The organism is Rhodanobacter sp. C01, assembly GCF_002001045.1.
Classification (GTDB): domain Bacteria; phylum Pseudomonadota; class Gammaproteobacteria; order Xanthomonadales; family Rhodanobacteraceae; genus Rhodanobacter.
In genome coordinates, this window is the sequence record NZ_MUNR01000006.1 from 57,348 (window position 1) to 79,415 (window position 22,068).

At 58.2% G+C, this 22,068-nt stretch carries 20 protein-coding genes; 4 read left to right on the plus strand and 16 right to left on the minus strand.

Going from position 1 to position 22,068, the window contains the following annotated elements:
* Nucleotides 1–75 precede the first annotated feature (75 nt).
* The 6 genes from B0E50_RS02920 to B0E50_RS02945 are packed head-to-tail and all read right to left on the minus strand — an operon-like array spanning nucleotide 76 to nucleotide 5,373.
* Nucleotides 76–1,527 carry an FAD-dependent oxidoreductase gene (locus tag B0E50_RS02920; RefSeq protein ID WP_077439602.1) on the minus strand — a complete coding sequence of 484 codons (1,452 nt, stop codon included), beginning with the start codon at nucleotides 1,525–1,527 and terminating at the stop codon, nucleotides 76–78.
* Nucleotides 1,524–2,549, minus strand: coding sequence for a quinolinate synthase NadA (gene nadA / locus B0E50_RS02925; RefSeq protein WP_077439603.1), 1,026 nt, complete (start codon nucleotides 2,547–2,549; stop codon nucleotides 1,524–1,526). The genes B0E50_RS02920 and nadA overlap by 4 nt, the downstream gene beginning before the upstream one ends.
* Nucleotides 2,550–2,597: 48 nt before the next feature.
* Nucleotides 2,598–3,458: a chorismate mutase gene (locus B0E50_RS02930; RefSeq protein ID WP_077439604.1), complete on the minus strand. Its 861-nt coding sequence runs from the start codon at nucleotides 3,456–3,458 to the stop codon at nucleotides 2,598–2,600.
* Nucleotides 3,439–3,855, minus strand: a complete 417-nt coding sequence (locus B0E50_RS02935) for a putative zinc-binding protein (protein WP_077439605.1) — start codon at nucleotides 3,853–3,855, stop codon at nucleotides 3,439–3,441. Before B0E50_RS02935 ends, B0E50_RS02930 begins: the two co-directional genes overlap by 20 nt.
* A complete protein-coding gene (locus tag B0E50_RS02940; protein WP_077439606.1) occupies nucleotides 3,852–5,108 on the minus strand; it encodes a hypothetical protein in 1,257 nt (418 codons plus the stop codon). Before B0E50_RS02940 ends, B0E50_RS02935 begins: the two co-directional genes overlap by 4 nt.
* Entirely contained in the window at nucleotides 5,089–5,373 is a 285-nt protein-coding gene (locus B0E50_RS02945; protein WP_077439607.1) for a DUF2249 domain-containing protein, read from the minus strand. Before B0E50_RS02945 ends, B0E50_RS02940 begins: the two co-directional genes overlap by 20 nt.
* Nucleotides 5,374–6,272: 899 nt before the next feature.
* Here B0E50_RS02945 and tatA point away from each other — a divergent pair.
* The 4 genes from tatA (at nucleotide 6,273) to B0E50_RS02970 (ending at nucleotide 8,206) form a co-directional block, all read left to right on the plus strand.
* Complete coding sequence (gene tatA / locus B0E50_RS02955) at nucleotides 6,273–6,506, plus strand: twin-arginine translocase TatA/TatE family subunit (RefSeq protein ID WP_077439609.1); 234 nt, start codon at nucleotides 6,273–6,275, stop codon at nucleotides 6,504–6,506.
* Between the two features lie 4 nt (nucleotides 6,507–6,510).
* Nucleotides 6,511–7,095 (plus strand): Sec-independent protein translocase protein TatB, encoded by a 585-nt coding sequence (tatB, locus tag B0E50_RS02960; protein ID WP_139350731.1) that lies wholly within the window; start codon nucleotides 6,511–6,513, stop codon nucleotides 7,093–7,095.
* A gap of 41 nt (nucleotides 7,096–7,136) precedes the next feature.
* On the plus strand, nucleotides 7,137–7,853 hold the full coding sequence (tatC, locus tag B0E50_RS02965) for a twin-arginine translocase subunit TatC (protein ID WP_254424016.1): 717 nt from the start codon (nucleotides 7,137–7,139) through the stop codon (nucleotides 7,851–7,853).
* Between the two features lie 86 nt (nucleotides 7,854–7,939).
* The gene (locus B0E50_RS02970) at nucleotides 7,940–8,206 is read left to right on the plus strand and encodes a DUF2249 domain-containing protein (RefSeq protein ID WP_077439612.1); all 267 of its coding nucleotides are present in this window, start codon (nucleotides 7,940–7,942) and stop codon (nucleotides 8,204–8,206) included.
* Nucleotides 8,207–8,412: 206 nt separating this feature from the next.
* On the opposite strand, the gene fdxA is transcribed toward B0E50_RS02970, so the two are convergent.
* The 10 genes from fdxA to B0E50_RS03020 all read right to left on the minus strand — a co-directional run bounded on the left by fdxA (nucleotide 8,413) and on the right by B0E50_RS03020 (nucleotide 22,066).
* Nucleotides 8,413–8,736, minus strand: a complete 324-nt coding sequence (fdxA, locus tag B0E50_RS02975; protein WP_077439613.1) for a ferredoxin FdxA — start codon at nucleotides 8,734–8,736, stop codon at nucleotides 8,413–8,415.
* Nucleotides 8,737–8,977: 241 nt separating this feature from the next.
* Complete coding sequence (locus B0E50_RS02980; protein WP_254427161.1) at nucleotides 8,978–10,282, minus strand: divalent metal cation transporter; 1,305 nt, start codon at nucleotides 10,280–10,282, stop codon at nucleotides 8,978–8,980.
* A gap of 446 nt (nucleotides 10,283–10,728) precedes the next feature.
* Complete coding sequence (gene lipA / locus B0E50_RS02985) at nucleotides 10,729–11,715, minus strand: lipoyl synthase (RefSeq protein WP_077439614.1); 987 nt, start codon at nucleotides 11,713–11,715, stop codon at nucleotides 10,729–10,731.
* A gap of 230 nt (nucleotides 11,716–11,945) precedes the next feature.
* On the minus strand, nucleotides 11,946–14,276 hold the full coding sequence (locus B0E50_RS02990; RefSeq protein ID WP_077439615.1) for a cbb3-type cytochrome c oxidase subunit I: 2,331 nt from the start codon (nucleotides 14,274–14,276) through the stop codon (nucleotides 11,946–11,948).
* A gap of 609 nt (nucleotides 14,277–14,885) precedes the next feature.
* Complete coding sequence (locus tag B0E50_RS02995) at nucleotides 14,886–16,211, minus strand: hypothetical protein (protein WP_077439616.1); 1,326 nt, start codon at nucleotides 16,209–16,211, stop codon at nucleotides 14,886–14,888.
* 392 nt (nucleotides 16,212–16,603) lie between these two features.
* Nucleotides 16,604–17,839, minus strand: coding sequence for a 5-demethoxyubiquinol-8 5-hydroxylase UbiM (ubiM, locus tag B0E50_RS03000; RefSeq protein WP_077439617.1), 1,236 nt, complete (start codon nucleotides 17,837–17,839; stop codon nucleotides 16,604–16,606).
* A gap of 152 nt (nucleotides 17,840–17,991) precedes the next feature.
* Nucleotides 17,992–18,576 (minus strand): SCO family protein, encoded by a 585-nt coding sequence (locus B0E50_RS03005; protein ID WP_168170797.1) that lies wholly within the window; start codon nucleotides 18,574–18,576, stop codon nucleotides 17,992–17,994.
* A 2-nt stretch (nucleotides 18,577–18,578) separates the two neighbouring features.
* Nucleotides 18,579–19,352, minus strand: coding sequence for a formylglycine-generating enzyme family protein (locus tag B0E50_RS03010; protein ID WP_254424018.1), 774 nt, complete (start codon nucleotides 19,350–19,352; stop codon nucleotides 18,579–18,581).
* A gap of 62 nt (nucleotides 19,353–19,414) precedes the next feature.
* The gene (gene nirK, locus B0E50_RS03015) at nucleotides 19,415–20,878 is read right to left on the minus strand and encodes a copper-containing nitrite reductase (RefSeq protein WP_077439619.1); all 1,464 of its coding nucleotides are present in this window, start codon (nucleotides 20,876–20,878) and stop codon (nucleotides 19,415–19,417) included.
* Between the two features lie 426 nt (nucleotides 20,879–21,304).
* Nucleotides 21,305–22,066, minus strand: a complete 762-nt coding sequence (locus B0E50_RS03020; RefSeq protein WP_077439620.1) for a helix-turn-helix domain-containing protein — start codon at nucleotides 22,064–22,066, stop codon at nucleotides 21,305–21,307.
* Nucleotides 22,067–22,068: the final 2 nt, after the last annotated feature.

A 22,068-nucleotide genomic window follows, 5' to 3' on the forward strand; every position in this document is an offset into this window, starting at 1 on the left:
GGGCACCATGACGCTGGTCAAGGGGGTGCAAACATACGCCAGCGTCTGTTTTAGGCGTGCGGCACAATCGCGCAGTCAAGCTGGCATGACGGCATCGGTGCGATAGTGAGCCCCGAGACTGTGAGTGCGCGATAGGGCTGCCTCAAGCACCCGTTGTGCGAGGCGAGCCTGCCAACCTTCATCGGCCCAAGCCAGACATGCCTTCAGCGCGTTCTGCAAGCCAGTTGCCTCACGTTCCGGTCCTGCGGTCTGCCATAGCAACATGCGCAGAGCTTCCAGCCGCGACTGTGGCAGGCTCGCGGCACGCCCAACCCAGCGATATGGACCGCTGCTTGCTGCTCGCAAATCCATGGTGGCCAACATCAAACCCAGGCGTTGACCACACAGCACGCCTTCGAGCAGCGAGTTGCTGGCCAGTCGGTTAGCGCCATGCACGCCGCTGCAGGCTACCTCACCGACGGCATACAAACCGGGCACACCTGTACGGCCATCTGCATCTGCCGCAATTCCGCCCATATGGAAATGAGCCACTGGCGTCACCGGGATCGGCTGCAGTCGTGGATCGATGCCTTCGGCAAGACATGCCGCCAAGACGGTGGGAAAGCGCCGCTCCCACTCACCATCCACTTCGCGTGCATCCAACCATGCGGAGCCGTCATCGCGGCATGCCTGCCACACGCGACGGGCCACCACATCGCGCGGTGCCAAATCACCCAGCGGATGTTGATCGGCCATCAACAGCTGACCGGTAGCGCCGTACAGACGCGCGCCGGCACCGCGCAGGGCCTCGGTGATCAGCGGCAAACAATGGACGCCCGCAACGTTAAGCGCGGTCGGATGAAATTGAACGAACTCGAGGTCGCGAGTTCGCGCGCCGGCGGACATGCCTAGCGCCAAACCGCTGCCGTCTGCACCGGGAGGATTACTGGTGCGCGCATACAACGCACCGATACCACCGGTGGCCAGCACAACTGCGGCGGCCTCCATTTCATGCCGATGGCCGCGCGTATCGTGGGTACACACGCCGCAGACAGCATCGCCGCGCAGCAGTAGTCCATCCACGTCCATATCGCCGCGCCACTGGATATGGGATGACTGTTGCGCGCGTTGACGTAACGCCTGAACTAGCGCCACACCACTGGCATCACCGCCTGCATGCACGATCCGTGCGGCAAGATGTCCGCCTTCGCGGCCAAGGTGCAGATGTCCGTCCGCATCTCGGTCGAATGCAACGCCCTGCGCCTGCAGCCAGCCGATGGCCGCCGGTGCCTGCGAGCAAAGCCACTGCACCATCGCAGCATTATTGTGGTGCGCCCCGGCGGTGAGTGTGTCGAGGGCATGCATGGCGGGGCTGTCACTTGGATCAAGAGCGGCAGCGATACCGCCTTGCGCCAGCGCGCTGGCCGTGCCGCTGCCATCATGTGCGCGGCAAAGCAGGCGTACCGGCGTTGGCGCCAACGCCAGCGCTGTGGTCAGTCCGGCTACACCACCACCCACCACCACTACAGGTGGCCTTGCGCGCGTCATATCGTTTCCTGCCGGCCTATCGCAAGCATCCGCATCAGTGCCGTCCTGGCCCGTACAGCGATGTCAGTGGGTACCCTGACCTCATGCCGCAGGTCGCGCAGACAGGTGTAGATTTTCTGCAGGGTGATTCGCTGCATGTGCGGGCAGAGGTTGCATGGCTTGATGAATTCGGTGGCTGGGAACTGTGCACGCAAGTTGTCCGCCATTGAACATTCAGTGATCAGTGCCACGCGTTCCGGCCTTTCCTTAGCCAGCCAGCGAACCATCGCGCTGGTAGAGCCGACGAAATCGGCCTCAGCCCATACCTCTGGGGGGCACTCGGGGTGTGCTATCAGTTTGGCGTGGAAGTATTCGCGTGCGTGCCGAGCCTGTTGTGCAGTAAATTTTTCGTGTACCTCGCAGCGGCCGGTCCACAGCAACAGCTCCACCTTGGTCTTGCTCGCGACGTAATTTCCAAGGAAGCGGTCGGGCAGGAAGATCACCTGGTTCGTTCCCATCGCCTCTACTACTTCAACCGCATTGGCCGAAGTGCAGCAGGCATCAGACTCAGCCTTCACTTCAGCCGAAGTGTTGACATAGCTAACTACAGGTACTCCAGGATATTTCGCTCGCAAGGCGCGCACGTCAGCAGCGGTGATCGACGCAGCTAGTGAACAACCGGCCTCTAGATCAGGTATCAAGACCGTCTTTTCCGGGGCCAGGATCTTTGCGCTCTCAGCCATGAAATGGACTCCGCACAGCACAATCAGGCGGCCCTCACAGTCCGCCGCCGCCTGTGCCAGTGCGAGCGAGTCGCCGGTGACGTCTGCCACGCCGTGAAAGATCTCAGCTGACTGATAGCTGTGCGCCATGATCACGGCGCCACGCTGTTTCTTCAGCCGGTTGATAGCCTCGATCCAGGGTAGGTGAAATGGCCATTCAAGGCAGGGCACCAAGTGTTCGAGGCGTGCACCGAGTTCGGCATATTCATGCTCAAGTGCGTCACGCCAGATAGGCAATGGCAACGTGTCGGGGTCGGTCATGGCGATCCGCAGAGGGAATGTAGGAGAAACACGTGCCGCAGCAACCTGTCAGGCTGCCTCACGTCGATGCGCCGCCCGGGCGGCGCGCGTGAAGCGGGCGCTCCGGTTCAGCAAAATGCGCAGGCCGAGCGGTATCGCCTCCCACGGTAGCCGGTCGAGCATATTGCGCGCCGTAAGACCAAGCTCCGTGTCGCCAGTGAGTACCAGCCGGCGTTGGAAGAAGAGCGTGTCGGCGTCTTCCAGCCGGCAGGCCAGTAACAACAAGTCCGCGACGCTACCGCGCACACTGGCCTCTGGCGCGTCATTGGTCACACGCAAACGTCCTTCACGTAACTCCAGCACCCAGCGGATACGCAGGTCGCTCACCTCGATGGCTAGTCGTCGTCCAAGCATGAAGTCGAGTGCGCCCACGCGCAAAGGAGTGGCAAGTACATGCGCCATCCCTGCCTCGAGTAAAGTGTGCTGCCAGCGCGATGGCGCGACATGCAGCAGCGGAGCTATCCTCTGTGGTGGCGGCAACAGGCGCAGCAGACGTGGAGCAAGGGAGGATAAATGTGGGGGGCTAGGCATAGTGGACGCCATTATTGAAGCAGAGTCGCGAGCACCGCTCTGATCCACGTCAACAATCAATCCTTGCTGGCGACAAGCATCGCCGATGGCCAGGTCCAGTAGATCCTCTGCGGTGGACGATGGCAGATTGAGTCGCGCTGCTAGTTTCTGCGCACGGTCGCGTACCCGACGCTCCCGCGCCGGATCGCGCAGTGGTACTCCCGCACGTGGCTTGAGAGCCGCCACCACGTGCACCATCCGACGGCGTGCGGCCAGCAGAAGAATTAAGCCGTCATCGACACGATCAATCACGGCGCGCGCCCGCGACAGGGCGAAATGCTCAGGAAGATGTCGATACATCGACCGTCTCCCCGGTGGCGGCCGCTGGCAGCGCTAACAGCGCTCGTGCTGCCGGAAGCACCTTGTCCAGATAGACGCGTCGTGCTTCGGTGGCATCGAAATCGGCATGCTGGCGTTTCTTTACGCCATAGTCGGACAGAACTAGATGTGTGTCGGCCACCACGCCCGCGTTGGTCAGACAGGCCGAGGCACATTTTAGTATGCAGCCGTCGAGCGCGAGGATGCGTCGCCCGCTTTGTGCGGTGCGGACCAGTCCAGTCACGCCGCCACCAACGCCGGCGATGCACGACATCTCCGCGACGCCTGCGCGGTCCAGTTGCAGTGCGAGGTGATTGGCCATCTGTGCCGCACTGGAACAGCCAGAGCAGGAATAGACGAGCGGCGGCCTACCAGTCATGGATGATCCTCCATATTAAGCAGAAAGCGGTTTGCGCGTCGGCGCACGCCATCAAGAGTTAGCCAAAGGCAAAGCCATGCCAGTAGCATCGCCAGCCCGGCTGAACGCGCCAGCCAAAGGCGTGGCCACAACACAGCCGCTGGTAGCAGAAATGCCTGCGGCAGTTGCGCCAGCAGCACACGGGCCTTGTCCAATTCAGGCAGAAGCCGTTGTATGCCGGGTATCCGCACGCCACGACTGACACGACGGTGTAAGGCGATCCAGCCGAGAAAGGCCACAATCTCCAGCAACATACCGTTCACCAGCAATGGCAGGGCGATACACAGCCCCAATGCGCCAGCCAATAATTCGTTCCGTGTATCCCAGAGAAGGATAAGCGCGGTAATCGCTAGTGCGCCCAGTCCGGCCTGCCAACTCCAAAGCAAGGGTCCTCGCCGTGACCGCGGCGCCCGCCATTGCAGCCACAGTGCAGAGCAAGTAAACAGCAGTGCATGGATAGCTAGTGCTAAGCGTAGCCATGAGGCATCGTCGCGTAGCAGCCGTAGCCACGCCCCAGCGAGCAACGCCAACAGCAGGCTCATCAGCCATGCAGCTTGTGCCGCCGCCGGTACCACGGAAGTTCCCTGGAACATGGGCATCACTACGCGCGCCACGCTGGCGATCAGCAGTACGGTCCACCCCAGTAATCCCCAGCTTGCATGCACGTCGACCAGCGCAGCTAGCGGTATCTCCAACCAGCCACCAAGACCCAGTGCCAGGCAACCGCCAAGCAATGCTGTAGACAAAGCAAACACCAGTGATACGCCAATACCTGCCCGCAAAAGACGTTGGCCAACAGCCGAGAGCGTGCCCGGCAAAGTCATCGCGCATAGCAGCACGAATGTTGTCGGAAGCAGCACGCCAGCAGCCAGAAGGCCGAGGCGCCAACCAGCAAGCAGTCCCGTCATCAGCAGGGCTAGGCCGAGATTGAACAGTACGTGCAACCAAGGCCCGAGCGATGTACTGCCACGCACGTGTACGCCAGCCGCTGCCGGCAGGAATTGCAACACGCTGCCGAACATCGCATTGCCGAGAACACCGAGAGTAAATGCGTGCACCAGCGCTAGAGTTTCCGGCAGCCAACGCGTGCGCAGAAGTGCATCACCGTCGACGACTAGAAGTATGCCTGCGAACATTCCCCACAGCGGTACGCTGAGCAGGAAACGGCGCGGCAACGCCGTCGGCGGTGCCTTCTCAAGCGCCAGCTGTACCATCGTGATCGGGTCGGGAAATCAACACACGCATGCCACCGGAAGCCAGTGCGTACACTCTGGTCTGAAGGCCGCGTGCGTCCAGAACTTCAAGCAGTGGCGTTGGCCACAGTGGGGTGAGTACACACACGCTCTCCCCCGGCTCCAACGCGTCGGAAAATTCGAGTGCACGTTGCATCGGTTCGGGGCAGGGACGCCCTCTCAGGTCGTATTCAGGCCACTTCACGTCAGTGGCAACCTGCTGAATGGGACGGCTAACGTGATGCATAATCGGTATTGCAGCACACGTATCACGTTGACGCGCTGATCTGGATCAAACGACATCCAATTGTCGTGTCGACGAGACGTTCGACCTTCGGTCAGAGAGCGTTATCCAGTACTCCCTAACCACGCCATTCGGCTCAGTGCGAAACTTTGTAGTATCAATCGGGGCTGACGATTTGCGTATTTGGGCCCAGCGAGATCCAGGAGCCTTGGGCGCCTGTGACACTTTGCCATTCGTGCCGGTGCGTGCCAGTTGACAAAGGTCAATATGATTGATTACGTCAAGGCCTAGCATGAGCGCCATGGAAGGCTTGTCTTGGCAGGTTCACGTGATTCTCGGCGACGATAAGCGTTGACCTTCCATTTTTCGCCACAGGGAAGTGTGAAGTTCGACGTGAAGGCCGCTATTGCAAGATGTACGAGCCTCGCGTTCGTCTTCCTTCTCGTCGGCTGTGGGGACCATCAATCCCTACCACCCCAGAGGCCCGTGGCCATTTTGAAAGATGACGTTTGCGAGATATGCGGAATGTATATCGAAGCATCATCCGGACCTCGCAGTGAGGCCTGTTTGAAGAGCAGCGATAAACCATTGAAGTTTGATTCGACGCGATATTTCCCTGCCTATGTGCTACGGCCGGGAAATGAACTGCGACTGGAGCACTTTTTTTGCAGGAGAGTGAGGGTATTGACTGGAATCATCCGTCGAACGCCACCGAGGGGAAAAGTGATGCAGCTGCCAACGGCCTGTAGCGGGTTCCATATCACGTGGATAAAGTTACAGACCGCGCTGTCATGTTGCTAAAAAGTGGATTGATGGACCTCCCATCGGGGTGAACGCAGTCTCGTCGAAGTATTGAAATCAACCGCATCGCGCATTTAGCGCTGCAAGTTGTGAGGTGATCTATGTTTGGTCTTGATAGTATCTGGCACTGGGTGTTGGTGCTTGTCATCGTCCTGGTGTTCTTTGGCACCGGAAAGTTACGCAATGCTGGCGGCGATCTTGGCGCGGCCATTCGTGATTTCAAAAAAGGTATGAAGGGTGGTGTTGAAACCGGCCCGTCCGAGCAGCTAAAGGCCGACCCTCCTGTAGATACCTCCGCGCAAGTCAAGAACGCCGAACGCGAACGCGTGTCGTAGCCTTGTGTTTGGAATCGGCTTCAATGAGCTTCTTCTGATTGCCGTGCTGGCGTTGATCGTGCTTGGTCCCGAGCGTCTGCCGGGAGTTGCACGCACCGTCGGTGCGATGGCGCGGCGTGCCCGTTCCGTCTGGGCCGACGTTCAGGCCGATGTCACGCGCGAGCTTGAAATGCAATCGATCAAGGATGACATTGCCAATGTGGCTACCGGTGTCCAGGCGACGGTGACACCACTCGTCGAAGATATTCAGTCGACGGTTGAAAATGTTCGTGCATCGAACACGGTTTTTTGGAATGAGGCCAGCGATATGTCACAAGCCTGGCAGAGCGCGGCAACGGCCAAACTCGCTGCCACCGAGAATGTTATGTCCCCGGTGGTTAAGGATGATGGCATGGCGAAGGAGTATCGCGAGGCTCCGACGGAGCTGGCGCAGGCCTTACGTGAACTTGCCTTCGCCGCGGACGGTATTCGAAATACAACGGTGGACGCCTGCGATGAACTACGTGCAGCCGTGGCTGACGTCCGTTCTGCGGCCATGCGCATCGAATCCCTCAATAGCGCTATCACTGTCCCGGCGACGATCCGATGATCGCCGCATCGCCAATTGGAACCAAGGGCAGGGATGGGTTGATGGCTCACTTGCTAGATCTGCGTGGGCGGCTGCTGAAAGCGATCCTGAGCGTGCTGTTCGTGCTGTTGGTTGTTCTGCCGTTTTCCAAGCACTTGTACGACTGGCTTGCACAACCACTGATGGAACGTCTTCCACATGGTTCGCACATGATTGCGATCGAGGTGGCCAGTGCGTTTCTCACCCCACTTAAATTGGCATTTGTCGTCGCGCTGTTCATGGCAATGCCAGCCGTGCTTTATCAGCTGTGGGCCTTCGTCAGTCCGGGGTTATACCGTCACGAGAAGCGTCTCGCTCTGCCGCTGTTGGCGTCCGCTGTACTGCTCTTTTATGCGGGCTGCGCATTCGCCTATTTCCTGATTCTTCCCGCAGCATTCCACTTCTTAACCATGAGCACTCCGACAGGGGTGTCGATGATGACAGATATTGGGAAGTACCTCGATTTTGTGCTGACCATGTTTTTCGCCTTTGGTCTTTGCTTCGAGGTTCCCGTCGCAGTTGTGCTGCTGGCAGCGTTAGGCATCGTGACACCCGCTAAGCTGCGAGCTGTACGGCGCTACGTCTTCGTCGGTACTTTTGTAGTCGCTGCGGTGCTGGCGCCACCCGACATGTTGTCGATGATCATGCTGGCCATTCCGATGATTCTGTTGTACGAGATTGGCGTTTTCGTCTCGACAGCACTGGTACGTAATCGTGAGGAGAGGCGCCAGCTGAAGTAACCGATGGATCGTTTGATCTAAATCAGTGGTACCGAGCGGGCGGCGGCGTATGTTGAGGTAACTTTCCTCAGTAGGGTGTCAACATCATGTCCTTCGAAGCCTCCACGAATGCTAACGTTCATACTTTTGATGCCCGCGGTGTTGCACGCCGTTTTCGTCACTCGGCGATCTTTGGTGCTATCGGCGTTTTACGTTCCGGTGAAACAATGCGTTTCGTGAACGATCACGATCCGCTCCCGCTCATCGCCCAATTGCGCGAGCGCCTTGGCGATAATTTGACGGTCACCTATCGGCAAAGTAATCCCGATATCACGGTGATTGATTTCGGCATTACCGGTCTGCCGATCGAGTGAGGCGGCAGGCCCACGAACTATCGGCGTTTTGCGGCTAGGAGCCAAAGGCGGTTACTTCGTCTGGGATCTTTGCTATTCAACAATGCCTGTGTTCCTTATTGACGGATCGAGCGGGCGCTCTCCGCGCGTACACTTTATTAGCTAGCTCGCCGAGGTCGTTGCCCATACCAAGTGACTGCAAAGCCGTTCGCTTTTCTTTTGACCGTTCAGCGCTTGAGTAGGGGTAGTTTGTCCGGCACGCCGTCCCATTCGGCGGCATCCTCCATGGCAGCAATCTTGCTGGTGAGTACCGGCCATTCGCGTGCTAGTTCAGCATTGATCGCGAGAAAGCCTCCCTGTCCGGAAGGCATGTCAAATTCAGGAAAGATCGCACCAACCGGGCATTCGTCCACACACAGGGTGCAGTCGATGCATTCGTCGGGATCAATCACCAGAAAATTGGGCCCCTCGTGGAAGCAGTCCACCGGACACACCTCAACGCAATCGGTATGTTTGCAGTTGATACAATTCTCGGTGACAACATGGGTCACGAATTTGGTCCTCGCGGGCTGAAACCCGTTGGTCGGATAGCATCATGCGTGTGATGTGCTGTGGGATAACTGGTGTGATGTAGACGAACAGACCCCCGGCTCGCCATGAGTACCGCACCGAGCCGTCGAGCATGAGCAACCATGGGTCATGGTGTGCAGTTTGCCAAGTGGACTTGAGAGGCGCCTTGATTGAAGTCAAGCATTGAGACGTGTGTAAGGGCTCTCTGGAAACCCATCGAACTCAAGTCAGCGTCCCGATGATGCCTGCGTATAGACCAAGTCCGGCGGTCATCGCCATCATGATGCCCACCACAACGGCATAAGCCCCCTTGAGGCGATATGGTTCCGGTAGTGCCCGTCGGGCCAACGTATAAAGGAAGCCGAGGACGATAGGCAGCAGCAGCGCATTCATGACCTGTACCCCAACGCTGAGTTTTACCAGGTCAACGCCAGAGGTCACTAGAAGGCCTCCCAGGACCAAGGTCACCGTGTACACGCCATAGAACCACCGAGCCTCTTGCGGGCGCTGGGCGAGCGAGTGTTTGTAGCCCATGATTTCGCCGAGGGTGCGCGCTGCCGTAAGGGTGACGACGATGGTCGCGACGAGCGCCGCGCCGATCATGCCTAGCGCAAATAACAGTGTTCCTGTCCGTTCGCCGAGAAGGGGCGTGATCGCCTGCACAATCTTCTGAACTGTATCCAGAGAGTGTCCGGGGTCAACGCGCCCGATGGTTGCAGCGACTGCCACTAGCACGGCAGCCATGATGAGCTGAGTGACAACTGATCCGATCGCTGTATCCCAGCGCGCCGCGGGGAGGTCGGCAGCAACCAGTCCCTTCTCGGCCACTGCTGACTGCTGGTAGAACACCATCCAGGGCATGATCACCGCGCCGATATTTGCGGCGATCAGGTAGAGGTATCGGCTATTGGTGAGCGGCATCTTCAACGCTTCCGTGAGGGCTGCGGTGATATCAGGTTTTGCCTGCCACGCGACATACAAAAACACACATTCAAACAGGCCGACCGCTAGCGCAATGCGTTCCACCGACAGGTACGAGCCGCTATAGGCCATCGACGTGAGTCCGATGATCACAATGGTCATGCTGAGCCAGTTCGGAATGCCTATGAGCGCTCCTACACCAGCGATGCCACTCAATTCAGTGATCAATGCACCGAGACAGGCAAGCAACAGTGTTGAAACTGAAATCCATGCCCAGATGGGCCCGAAGTGTTGCCTGATCGCGTGGCCATGGCCCTGACCGGTGAAGATACCCAGGCGGATCGTGAGTTCCTGTACTACAAACAGGATGGGGATCATGACTGCCTGCAACAGCAGCAACCGATATCCAGATTCCGCACCGCTTTGCGCGGCGGTGATGATGCTCCCCGCGTCGGTATCCGCCAGCATCACGACAATGCCGGGACCTGCCACAACGGCAAAGCGGGTCCAGCGCGATTTCGGACGAATCAGGGCTTCGACGGCTGTAGCTGACATATACGGGACTTCTTCGAGAGGGAAGTTCTGCGCAGAGACGTCGGTGATCACGATGGTTTCGTACCATTGAGTCGTGATATCGATTCGGACTAGCGCACTTCAATACAAATGAGAATCATTATAATTTCAGTGTACTCCTTTCCGTTGGGGGTGGAGCTAATCAATGTGATGGCGAGGGAAGGCAAGGGCAGGGATGGTGGCGCGTTGACGATGGTGCGGTCGGTCATCGCGAGAGCGGCCAAGTGTCGACGTCGGCTCATCACTTGCTGTTCTGGATATCGACTAATCAGCCCATTCCGGGACTCGTGGATTCGCTGTGGATCCAAGGCGTTACCTACCTCAGCTGAACATCTATTCCTGAGGTCCACTGCCTGGAGCGGTTGTAGAAGCAGTTGGCGACGCAGGCATGTCAGCTTCGATTTGGCGTCCGGAAAAGGTGAACGTCCATGTCGATACTCCTGGGAAAACCCGACATGCCTCCGGCAGCAGATGCTGCTTCATAAGCCGAGATTGTTGTGCTCCAACACGCGTTCGGCGCGATAGCTCGAGCGCACCAAGGGCCCCGCAACCGCCTCCAAAAAGCCCTTGCTCAGCGCCAACTCGCGATACTGGAGGAACTGCTCTGGTGTGACGAAACGCTGCACCGGCAAGTGATGTGGACTTGGCCGCATGTATTGGCCCAGCGTGACTACATCGACATGAGCGTCTCGAACATCGTCCAGCGTGCGTTCGATCTCGGCGTCTGTTTCACCCAATCCAAGCATCAAACTGGTCTTGGTCAGAGTATTCGGCGCATGACGCTTGGCAAATGCCAGTACACCCAGCGTCTGGTTATAGCCGGCGCGTTGGTCACGCACTGGATGGGTCAACCGCTCCACCGTCTCTAGGTTTTGCGCGTAGGTGATGAGGCCTGCGTCCAGTACAGTAGCGACTGCACCAAGGTTGCCGGCAAAATCTGGCGTCAGCGCTTCGACGGCCGTCTGAGATGAGTGCTCATGAATCGCCCGTATGCACGCGGCGTAATGCGCAGCTCCACCATCGGCAAGATCATCGCGGTCTACCGAAGTCAGCACGACGTACTCGAGTTTCATCAGCGCAACAGCTTCGGCCACATGTATCGGCTCCAGTGGATCGAGCCAGCCGTGGGGATTGCCGGTACTGACCGCGCAGAACTTGCAAGCGCGCGTGCACACAGATCCCATCAGCATCAGAGTGGCAGTGCCGCGGCCCCAGCATTCAGCTATGTTCGGACATTTCGACTCCGCACATACGGTGTTCAACTTGTTTGTGTGTACGATCTGGCGCACGTCTTCGTAGCGTGCCCCAGCCGGCAGTTTGACGCGTAGCCATGGCGGTTTGCGATCGGCATCCGGCATCGCGCTGGCGGCGTTCGGTTTGATACCGCCCTTGACCGCGGGCGTGCCTTGCGGACTTAGAAACTTGCTGCCATCGGGAATATGTGTGCCCGGTTCAGTGCTCGACATGAGATGGATGGAGCCACGGTGGATGAGCAGTCAGTCTGCACCTCTACCCGCCTCGTCAACACTGATGCATATCAAGCCGCGATCGACAAATGACTCTTCCGAATATTGGATACCACCATCCTGTGGTCATGAGCAAATGACGAAAACGACATGGAGTGATCCACCATGGACGCATCACAAAAGAGGGCCCGCTATTGCGGGCCCTCTTTTGTGGGCGATTCACTCTTACATCAATGATTCTTGATGGCTTTGCCCGCGCTTGATGGCAAGACAGCTAGCTTTCCCGCAGTACGCTGCGCCCACAATTTGGCCATGAAGTCCCAAGCCATCAGCACGGCGCCCATGGCGAATACGACGTCACCAGGCATGCGCATCCATTGCCAGAAGGTAGTCGTGTTGTAGAACTGCATGCTGCGTGCGTAAGCGTAGCCGTGGGTGTAGACAGCTTCCAGCTGTGGCCAGCCGATCGGGTAGAAGTTCAGCACGATCCACATCACCACGCCGATGTTGTAGAGCCAGAACGCCCACACGCCGATTCGATCGCTCCACGGCCGGTCACCGTTGAGATAGCGCAGCACCATGTAGATCAGGCCGATCGCCAACAGGCCGAAGGCGCCGAACATGGATGTGTGTGCATGATTGAGGGTAAGGAAAGTGCCGTGCTCGTAGTAGTTGACCAGTGGTGCATTCAGCGTGCCTCCTCCAAACACGCCGGCACCAACGAAGTTCCAGAACGAAGAGCCGAGGATGTAGAGATAGGCGAGCTTGTACGGAAAGTCCTTTTTCTGCTTGATGTGAAGTTGCTGCTCGATGGCCTCCAGTACCAACAAGACCAGTGGCAGCACCTCGATGAAGGAGAACATGCTGCCGACACCGACCCAGAGTCCAGGCTCGCCAGCCCAATACAGGTGATGACCGGTACCGAGTACACCGCCGATCACGATGAGGACCCACTCGAACAGTACGGCACGCTCGACCATCTGACGCGACACCAAGCCCAGCGCCATCAGGAAATAGCCGGTAACCGCGGCGGTGAATAGTTCAAACGCGAGCTCCACCCAGAGGTGAACCACCCACCAACGCCAGAAGTCGGTGATCGAAAACGAGGGATTGGGTGAGCCCAGCGGAATCATGCCGAACACATAGAACACTGCAACAGTAAGCGTGCTTATCCACAGCAGGTGTTCGATACGGAATAGGCCGTACAGCGAGCCACCGCTCTGCCTAGACAGCGATTTGAGGGTAGGCCAGAACGCGCGCAGCAATACGATGCACCAGACGGCCAAGCCGACGAAGAACAGGATTTGCCAGAAGCGGCCCAACTCCAGATATGAGAGACCCTGGTTGCCGAACCAGAACCAGTTCTTGTCTAGCAGCCCCATGATGCCCAGATAGTCCCCGATCAGGGCGCCAGCCACGATCGTTAACAAGACCCAGAAGATCAGGTTGACGAGCAGTCGCTGCCCCTTGGGCTCGCGTTTGCCGATCAGCGGCGCCAGGAACAGCCCGGCGCCAATCCAGCTCACACCGATCCAGATGATCGGTGCTTGCAGATGCACGCTGCGCAGGAATGCGAACGGCAGCCATTTGCCAACATTGAACCCGTAAAAGCTGGCGCGATCAGTGTAGTAGTGCGCCATGATCGAGCCGGCAAGGATTTGCACCAGAAGAACGCCTGCTACGACCAGGAAGTACTTCCATAGCGCCTTCTGGCTAGGCGTGGGTGCCATGAAAGTGTGCAGGACCGGTTCAAAGGTTTCGTTTGGGGCTTTTGGCTGGATCCACAGACGGAAGATCACCAGCGCCGCGCCGATGGCGAAGAACACCATCGTGAAGGATGCCCACGTCCAAACGAAGGTCGCTGACGTGGGGGCATTGCCGACCAGCGGTTCTGCCGGCCAGTTGGTAGTCCATGAATAATCCTTGCCGGGACGACGTGCGACCGTGGTTAACGACGAATAGAGTAGGAACTTTGCGGTCTGATCGGCGCTGGATGGGTTCAGCGCGCGCGCACCCGTGTAGCCTTTGGCGAAATCATCAGTGAGCAGCGCCGTGGCGATGCGTGGATGCAGCGTGCCAATCGCCGCGGCCACAGCATCCGGAAGGACGACTTGCTGCTGGCTCAGGTCGATGCCTTGCAACTGCCTGCGCATGGCGTGGGTGATGCCCTCCTGCTCGTCGGCGTCGACGGCATCGAAAGGCTTGCCATAACGCGTCAGGGCGAGGTTGTTCCGGACTTCTTTCGCTAACTGCACCAGATACTCGGCGGTGTAGTCTTCGCCAAAGGCGGAGCCCATGCCATACAGGCTGCCGTAATCCATCAGGTCGGCTTTCTGGAAGCCCGATTTGCCGCCAACGATGTCGGCATAGTCCATGACCGACGTACCATCGCTGGTAACCATTTGCTGAGGTAGTGGAGCGGCCTGCTGATACGTGCTGCGGGTCGCTGCGGCCATGCCCAGCAAGCAGGCAACGGTAACGAACAGCAGCACCCAGATCAGTACCTTGCTGGTACGGTCCTGTGGACCCGCTTGGCCATATGGGAGATTAGTTGTACTCATCGATGCATTCCTGTTTGCGGAAAGGGGCTACGCAAATGCTATGCAACTTGCCTTGGCGCCCAGCTGATCTGGATCAGGAATGGCAACGAAACTGCGTGACTCGTCGCCGCAAATGTCGCAGCGCTTGCCTAGGTACACCGTTACTGACAGGTCGACCAACGCCTTAATGGGTCTCGGGTGGCCGATGGCTATGCATCGAGGTCACGGAGCAATGCAGCCTCTTCAGTCGATTGATCACCCCGATTCCGGGCAGGTGACGCGACCATTCAAGGCATAGCGCTAAGTGTTCGAGGCGAAGGCTGAGTTAAGTGCATTCGGACTTGAATTCGTCACACCACGTGGCGAGGGGAATATGCCGGTGTCGATCGTTGCGCTCCCCGGAATTGCGTGCAGTCAAGGTTTAGCGAGTCCTTTGCATGGGCAGTACGCAATGGTGGGAACGAAAAGCGGCGAGCATTACCCGCCGTTTTCCTTTCCTGGACCGAACTCTCTTGTCACAACCGTTGATCGGAGCCGTCTCGATGGACGCAGCCCGCTACGACCACATGGCGCTTTCAGAGCGTGGTTATTGCAAGTCTTCCATCTTTCTCGACACCGCGGCGGTCATGATCAGAACTTGTAGCTGAGCATCACGCGGTTGTAGGTGAACGACCCATTGCCGGGATTCAGGTTGCCCGTACCGCCGGAAGAGAGTTCCCACCGATAGCGCAGCTGGAGGCCTTTGAGGTAGCCGTCGAAGTTGTAGATGATGTCGAAATAGGTATCGTGGCTGTCGCCGAAGAGATCAGTCGTGTACTTGGCGTAAGCGGCAACCAGTTGCAGTTTGCTTCCAAAAAAATCATACGCCGCCTTGGCCTTCCATGCGTGCCCAGGACCCGCTTCCACCAGGCCGCGGATCATCGAGGTGGTGTAGAGCGGATCGGTGGACCAACCCACTGTATACGGCGAGATGATGGCGCCATCGCCAACGGCACCGTCCTCCTGCGACAGCTTGTTGTAGTACACATCAAAGCGGCCGTTCGGTATGACCAGGCCGAGATCGGCACCCCAAGCACGGCTCTTCACGTCATCGCCGGCTACACCCAGCAATTTGGCCTGGGTATCCACCAGCGTGTTGTCCGATCCACCTGTTTCGGTCAACAGCTGAGCGCCGATAACGGGATTGAAACCGGTGCCGGTATTGAACACATAGCTGCCGTCGGCATAACCCATGTGCGCGAAATCCATGAAGTCGTAGTACCAGCCCTGTACCTTCAGCCCACCGTTGACGTAGGTGGAGCCCAACGCCCAAGTACCAGGAGCCGAAGGTGCCGTGGCCGGCAGCGGTGCGTTACCGGCGTACAGGGAGTCGCCATGATAGGTGGTGGGGTAGTAGAGGTTGTCATCGAAATAATTGTCCGACGTACGGCTCTTCCAGCCGAAGGTGCGCAGCGCAACGATGTCCCAGCCTGCGAGAGGCTTGAAGTCAGCGGTCAATGCGTCATACGAGGCAGGAATCACTCGCCCATCCATACTGCCCAGCCACGGCGTATCGATGTACTGATAGCCACCTTTCAGCAGCACCCAGCTGTTCTGGTACTGCAGATAGGCCTGACTCAGCGCGGTGAGGGAGTTGCCGGGACCCATCAGCGTGCTATCGATTTCTTTCACGTTGTCCGATTGCGTCTCGAACGAATTGGCGCTCACCAGCGAAGCGCCGAGACTGAAACCGTACAACGAGGCAGTCTTCGCGTTGAGCAGGATCGCAGCGGAAAATGCCTGGGCATTCGGCTTCGCTGCGGTCTGCACGCCGTAGTCGCGATTGAAATCATATACGCGAAGTTGGCCGTCCACCGTGCCTTGAGTAAACAGATCGCTGAGGGTATCGGCGTGCGCGCCGAAACTGAGTGTGCAGAAAAGGGCTGCGATAGCTGCGGTGGCGAGTTTGTTGCGCATGATGATGGGCTCTCGTGATGGGTGTGCGCAGTTTCGTAGCGCGCAGTGGCACGCGATCTGATTCGCGTCAAGTTCGGGCAATCTGGGTATCAACTGTGACAATGTGTCCTGCGTAGGGCATCAATCGGCAGGCACAGACACGCTAGCCCGGCACTAGAAGGCGGCTGCAAACCGGGTTCTCCAACGTACGGCTATCCACGCATCGTCTGCGACAGCGATATGCCTTCCGATGATCAGCGGTATAAGAAACAGCCATGCACCAAACCAGCTAATTCAGTTCAGCTGATCGGTACCCGCAAATGAGCGCTGAGCAGGAAGGCGAGCGGCTACCACTTATCGACGTCGATGTCGTAGAAACCAGCGCGTCGAAAGGACCCTCGCAATGTCTGAGCTTATGCCGGTCGCATTCGCTGTAGCAGACTCCGTATCCGAGTCATAGGCGATTGACTTCCGTCGCGGTCGCCGGTCAGACCGCTCATCACCATGCGCTTGAACGGCCCAAGGCATGCGCTACCATCCAGCGCCAGTTTGCGCAGCGCCCGTGCCGGGCGGCGATCGTCGGTGTACAACTTGGCCAGCAGTTGCGTCGCCAGATACAGCGGGCGGGTAGCACGACGGTGCTCGCGTTCGTAGCTCTGCAGCAGCTGAGGGTTCCAGATCGGCTCACTGGCGGCTCTCGCCGCACGTAGTTTCCGAGACAGAGTCTCTTGCCCGAGCAATCCGAAGTTGAAGCCATGAGCCGTGACCGGGTGCATTCCGACCGCAGCATCGCCGATCACTGCAAAACGGTCAGCGACGAAGTGTCGAGCGTACACGCCCACCAGTGGGTAAGCGCAGCGCGGGCCGGTCACGTTCATTGCGCCCATGCGTTGTTGGAATCGCGCGGCCATCTCGACGCCCAGTGCGGCATCATCCAGCGCAAGCAGTGCTTGCATTTGCTGTGGTGGTAGCGTCACTACCACGGAGGATGTGTGAGCATCATGCAATGGTAGCAGCGCTAAAGTCTGGCCGAAGGCAAACCACTCCCACGCCGTCTGATCATGCACCCGCTCGTGACGCATTTTGCATACCAGCATGACCTTGCCGAAATCGTGCATGCCGGCAGCGATGCCCGCCTCCCGACGCAAGCTGGAAAATCGACTGTCGGCGGCCACTACTAGCTGTGCTCGCAAGATTTCGCCATTGTCAAGAACGACATCGGCGCCATCGCTGCCGTTGCGTACTGTGGTTACGCTCACGCCAGTTACGATTCGCACCTCAGGCAACTCCGCCGCCGCGGCGTAGGCTGCGCGACGAATCGCATGGTTGGGCAGCAGCCAGCCCATCAGCGATTTCCCCGCTTCTTCGTGGCTGAAAAACAACCCGTCGTGATCATCCCCGTTGAGTACCTTGGCGTCACGTAAGGCGCTGAGCTCCTCCTCGCTCAGCCGTGACCAGAGACCTAATTCAATCAATAGCCGCCGCGAATGATGGGTAATTGCGATTTCGCGACCGTCGTCCAGTGGCGCCCTCAAGGATGCCTCGTCCTGGCGTTCGACCAGCGCGATGCGCAAGCCGCTGCCAGCAAGTGAGCGTACGAAGCACAGCCCGACAGGACCCGCACCCACCACCACGACATCAAACGACATGACTGTCTCTCAATTGCTCAGTGATGCCGTCAAGTTACGCTTCAGCATGCATATGGGCATTGACGTAAATCAAGCCTGCCTGGCTACTGTGACGCAACCGTAACCGAACTAGGTTTAATCAACGCGGCAGGCGCCGAACGGCCCTCAAGGCGTTAGCGTTTTGCTTCCAAGTCGACAATCGCTCTCACGAAAGCTGGGTCAGGTGCTCCGGAGGCGTCGGTCGTGGCAATTACGCGGCCCTCCGCGTCGAGCAGGGCCACCACCACGTTATGGCTGAAGCCACCACTTAGCAACGGCCGGTAGGCAATGCCCAATACCCCTGCCAGCATGCCTTCATCACCTTCTTCAGGGCGGGCCAGTCGGAACTGCGGCGTTTGCACATGATGTTCGTCCGCCACTTGCCGAAGCATCGCAACGTCGTCGACCGTGGGGTCGAACGTCACCAGTAACACCGGTATTGGTCTTTTCTGCGCGATCGCATGCTCGATGCGTTTCAATGTTTCGATTTCGAGCGGACAGGCCATTTTGCACGAGCCGTAGAACATACCAACGAGACGCGGCTCCCCACGTAGTGAGGCAAACGAGAAGACATCGTTTTGCTGATCTCGCAGTATCAGGGTGGGAATTCCATATATCGAGTCTTTCGGTAGTGGTGTGGCAGCGGGGGGCGAAGCGAATGCCAGCGGTGGAGCAAGCACCAGCCCCATCAGCAGCAGTACATGTAGAGGGAAGCGCATGGTCATTTTCCAGGCAAGTCACGAACACAACGGAAGCCAACGCGCGGTGCGTCATCGGCGGGTTTGAGTGCAGTCAGGGCGGCAACACGCATCATTAGCGCGTATTGGTTCTTGTCTTCAAAGGCCAACGCCGAGCCGCCGCATAGTGCCAATAGGGCGCCGCCGCCAGCAACCCGCGAATCGGCGTTGGGAAACATCGCGGCGTAATCGCCGGTCCACTCCCACAGCAGTTGGTTGAGATCACGTAACCCATAGAAATTGGCGTGATGCTGACCGATCACACCAGGGCGCTCACCGTTACTGGCCAGGATGGCCGACAGCAACGTCTGGTTGCGAGCCTGATCCTGTCTGGCATCACGATGGGTGCCATCAGCGGCACTCACGTATTCCCATTCGTACCAGCTAGGCAGTCGCGCGTGCTCGTTGGCGCAGAAAGCTCGCGCGGCGAACCAACTGACATTGGTCACCGGTTGTTGTTGTGCCGCGGCGCCTAGGATCAGTGGCCCCTGCCACGCTGCTAGGTATTGCGGTCCGGCAAACAGGGGCGACACTCTGCCTCGCTGCCATTGTGGATATTTGCTCACGAAGGTCAGATATTCGGCGTTAGTCACCGGCTCGGCCCGCATCGTGAATGGCTTAATCGCGATACGCGAGGCGCTGCCGTCTATGGCCAAGGCACTTACAAACCGGCCAGCGGGAATGGCCACATAGTCTGCAGCTGTTGCTGCTGGCGATATCGCCAGCAGCAACAGGCATCCGGCGAGCCGGTTTGACACGGATATAGCCTCCTTGGGACGACAGCCGATGGCATCGACACGGTGGTGCGATCGACTCGACCTCAGTTTGGTTTGCCGCCTGCACGGACGGCCTTGACTTCGGCCGGACTGATGCTTCCACCCTTGTTGTTGAAGTTGTTCAACACATAGGTCAATACGTTGGCGATCTCTTCATCGTTGAGGTTCGGACCCTGGGCTGGCATTACCGACTCGTAGCCGGTGCTGTTGACGGTTATCTTTCCACTGAGGCCGTTGAGCACAATGCCGATCGCTCGTTTTGGATCCGCATTGAGGTAATCGGACATCGCCAGTGGCGGGAAAGCCCCAGGCAGACCCATTGCGTTGCCCTGATGGCAGGCGGAGCAGATCTGAGTAAACACACGCTTGCCATCGGCCATGGCCGAGTTTGCATTGGAGACTTCGGCGACTACGGCAACGGGTTCCGCCGCGCCGCTTACCGGACCGCTGGATACTTTATTGTAGATCGCCGGTTGTGGCGGCCCGCTCACCTTGATTTCGCCCAGTGCTCCCTGCATGAAGGCACGAGCAATCGAGTGGTCGACCAGCAGCAGGGTCCCCGGTACCGGCGTGCTTAGTTCGACCATAGTGGTGCCACCCGCTGGAACCAGGGTGGTCTGCACGTTATGGTTGATCAAGGTGCCGCCCTCGACATTGGCATTGTCGAAAATGCCGCCGATGACATGGAAGCTAGACACTAAGTTCGGGCCTCCGTTGCCGACAAACAGGCGCACCGTATCGCCCACGTTTGAGGTGAGCGCGTTGGCGCCCGTCAAGGAGCCTTCGCGACCGTTGAACAAAACGTAGGTCGGTTGCTCCAACAGCATTTTCTGCATGTCAAACGATTGCAAGCCGGGTTCGTGGTAGGTGCCAGTGGTATAGAAGTCGCCTTGCGTCACGTAATATTCGTGATCAACCTTGGGCAAACCTTCTGGTGGCTCGACTTCGATCACACCATACATGCCGTTGGCGATGTGCATCGGTACGGGTGCTGTCGCGCAGTGATAGATGAAGGTGCCGGAGCGCAGCGCTTTAAAAGTAAATACGCTCTCATGTCCCGGTGGTGTGACGGTGGAGGCTGCGCCACCACCTGGTCCCATCACGGCATGAAGGTCGATGTTGTGCGCCATGTGCGAATTGGGATCGTTCTTCAGATGCAGCTCCACGGTATCGCCCTGCCGCACGCGGATCAGCGGCCCTGGCGTAGTGCCGTTGAAAGTCCAGAAGTTATAACGCACGCCATCGGCAATTTCCTTGACCACTTCTTGCGTTTCAAGGCGAACGATCACGCGTGCAGGATGATCACGATGAATCGGTGCCGGTACGCCCGGGGGAGCGACCAGCTTCTCCTCGATGGGCGGTCCTTGGGGAGGTCCGAAATCCCCTGTGACTGTTGTGGACCCATTGATCGATCCAGCGGAGTGTGCCGCGTAAGCGGATGAACCGATGTAAGCAGTGATCGCCAACAGGCCAGCGGCAGCCAGTAAAGAGGGCAGCAATCGTGACATAAGGTCTCTCCTTTGTGAGTCCTGGCTTAAGCCTAAATCACTATCTTTTTGCCTACTTGATTTGGATCAGTTTCGAAAGCGACAAATGCTTTCTGCGTCAAGCTGCCGCATAATGCTAGCTCGAAAAACGATCGCCGAAATGGCCGTTCACATGTGGAACCAGGTGGCTCCAGTGCGAGAGTAGTGCCAATTTATGACACCACTAGCCTCAGGGCTTTGGGTTTAAGCGCGGATCAAAGAGGCTGGCGCGCTGGGGAAAAATTGCAGATGACGGCATTGCCGCCTGCATGGCCAATTGCTTCAACAGAGAAAGACTGGATGAAGCTTGGGAGCCATCCATGCCATAGCCTGTTTGTCGAATGCGACAGGCTCTTGGTTCGGGCGCACGGTCACCTGAATTTGGACTCGCTCTCTGCGACACCTAGCTCAGTTAGGTAGCAGACTCTGACCTATCCTGCGCAGCTCGGCTGGATTGTTTAGCACCAGTTCGCGCCCTTCGATTTCAATTAACCCGAGGCTGCGGAAGCGACTAAGAACTCGGCTCACTGTCTCGGCGGCTAGACGGAGATAGTTGGCGATATCGCCGCGTGACATGCTTAGTTGAAAGTGAGTGCCAGAAAAGCCTCGCGTGGCATAACGCTCACCTAGATCCACGAGAAACGCTGCCATGCGTTCGTCGGCGCTATGGTCACCCGCGAGTAGGCTGGCGGCACCCAGCTCCTTGCTGAGCATGCGGAAAAGGTGTTGCTGTACGGCTGGGATACGAGCGGCCAACGCGCTCATGGCCGGGAATGAGAAGCGACAGAAATGTCCGTTCTCCAGCACGATTGCATCGCACGGAAAATGATCCGGATAGATGGCGTTTAGGCCGATTACTTCGCCGGGTAGGTAGAAGCCAAGCACCTGTTCGCGCCCGTCGCGATCAACCATGCTGGTCTTTACTGTGCCAGCACGCACCGCAAAGATTGCGCGAAATGGGTCTCCGTTGTGGAAGACATATTCACCGGCTCGAAACGGTCCTACGTGCTCGACCAGACAATGCAGTGCACTTAGGTCGGACTTGCCATAGCCCACTGCGAGACAAACGCTGGCAAACGCACAGGTACGACAGAAATGGTTTTCATCACCATCATCAGCGATCGGACTGGGTGGTTGGGGCAGGCGGCCTATCTGATCGCTGGAACGCATCT

Coding starts and splice junctions, on each gene's coding strand:
- B0E50_RS02945 (WP_077439607.1), bottom strand. CDS start 5,373: ATGCATCACGTTAGCCGTCCCATTCAGCAGGTTGCCACTGACGTGAAG.
- B0E50_RS02970 (WP_077439612.1), top strand. CDS start 7,940: ATGTCCTTCGAAGCCTCCACGAATGCTAACGTTCATACTTTTGATGCC.
- nadA (WP_077439603.1), bottom strand. CDS start 2,549: ATGACCGACCCCGACACGTTGCCATTGCCTATCTGGCGTGACGCACTT.
- B0E50_RS02995 (WP_077439616.1), bottom strand. CDS start 16,211: ATGCGCAACAAACTCGCCACCGCAGCTATCGCAGCCCTTTTCTGCACA.
- nirK (WP_077439619.1), bottom strand. CDS start 20,878: ATGTCACGATTGCTGCCCTCTTTACTGGCTGCCGCTGGCCTGTTGGCG.
- B0E50_RS02990 (WP_077439615.1), bottom strand. CDS start 14,276: ATGAGTACAACTAATCTCCCATATGGCCAAGCGGGTCCACAGGACCGT.
- B0E50_RS03020 (WP_077439620.1), bottom strand. CDS start 22,066: ATGCGTTCCAGCGATCAGATAGGCCGCCTGCCCCAACCACCCAGTCCG.
- ubiM (WP_077439617.1), bottom strand. CDS start 17,839: ATGTCGTTTGATGTCGTGGTGGTGGGTGCGGGTCCTGTCGGGCTGTGC.
- B0E50_RS02935 (WP_077439605.1), bottom strand. CDS start 3,855: ATGACTGGTAGGCCGCCGCTCGTCTATTCCTGCTCTGGCTGTTCCAGT.
- B0E50_RS02940 (WP_077439606.1), bottom strand. CDS start 5,108: ATGGTACAGCTGGCGCTTGAGAAGGCACCGCCGACGGCGTTGCCGCGC.
- B0E50_RS02920 (WP_077439602.1), bottom strand. CDS start 1,527: ATGACGCGCGCAAGGCCACCTGTAGTGGTGGTGGGTGGTGGTGTAGCC.
- lipA (WP_077439614.1), bottom strand. CDS start 11,715: ATGTCGAGCACTGAACCGGGCACACATATTCCCGATGGCAGCAAGTTT.
- tatC (WP_254424016.1), top strand. CDS start 7,137: ATGGCTCACTTGCTAGATCTGCGTGGGCGGCTGCTGAAAGCGATCCTG.
- B0E50_RS03005 (WP_168170797.1), bottom strand. CDS start 18,576: ATGCGCTTCCCTCTACATGTACTGCTGCTGATGGGGCTGGTGCTTGCT.
- tatA (WP_077439609.1), top strand. CDS start 6,273: ATGTTTGGTCTTGATAGTATCTGGCACTGGGTGTTGGTGCTTGTCATC.
- B0E50_RS02930 (WP_077439604.1), bottom strand. CDS start 3,458: ATGTATCGACATCTTCCTGAGCATTTCGCCCTGTCGCGGGCGCGCGCC.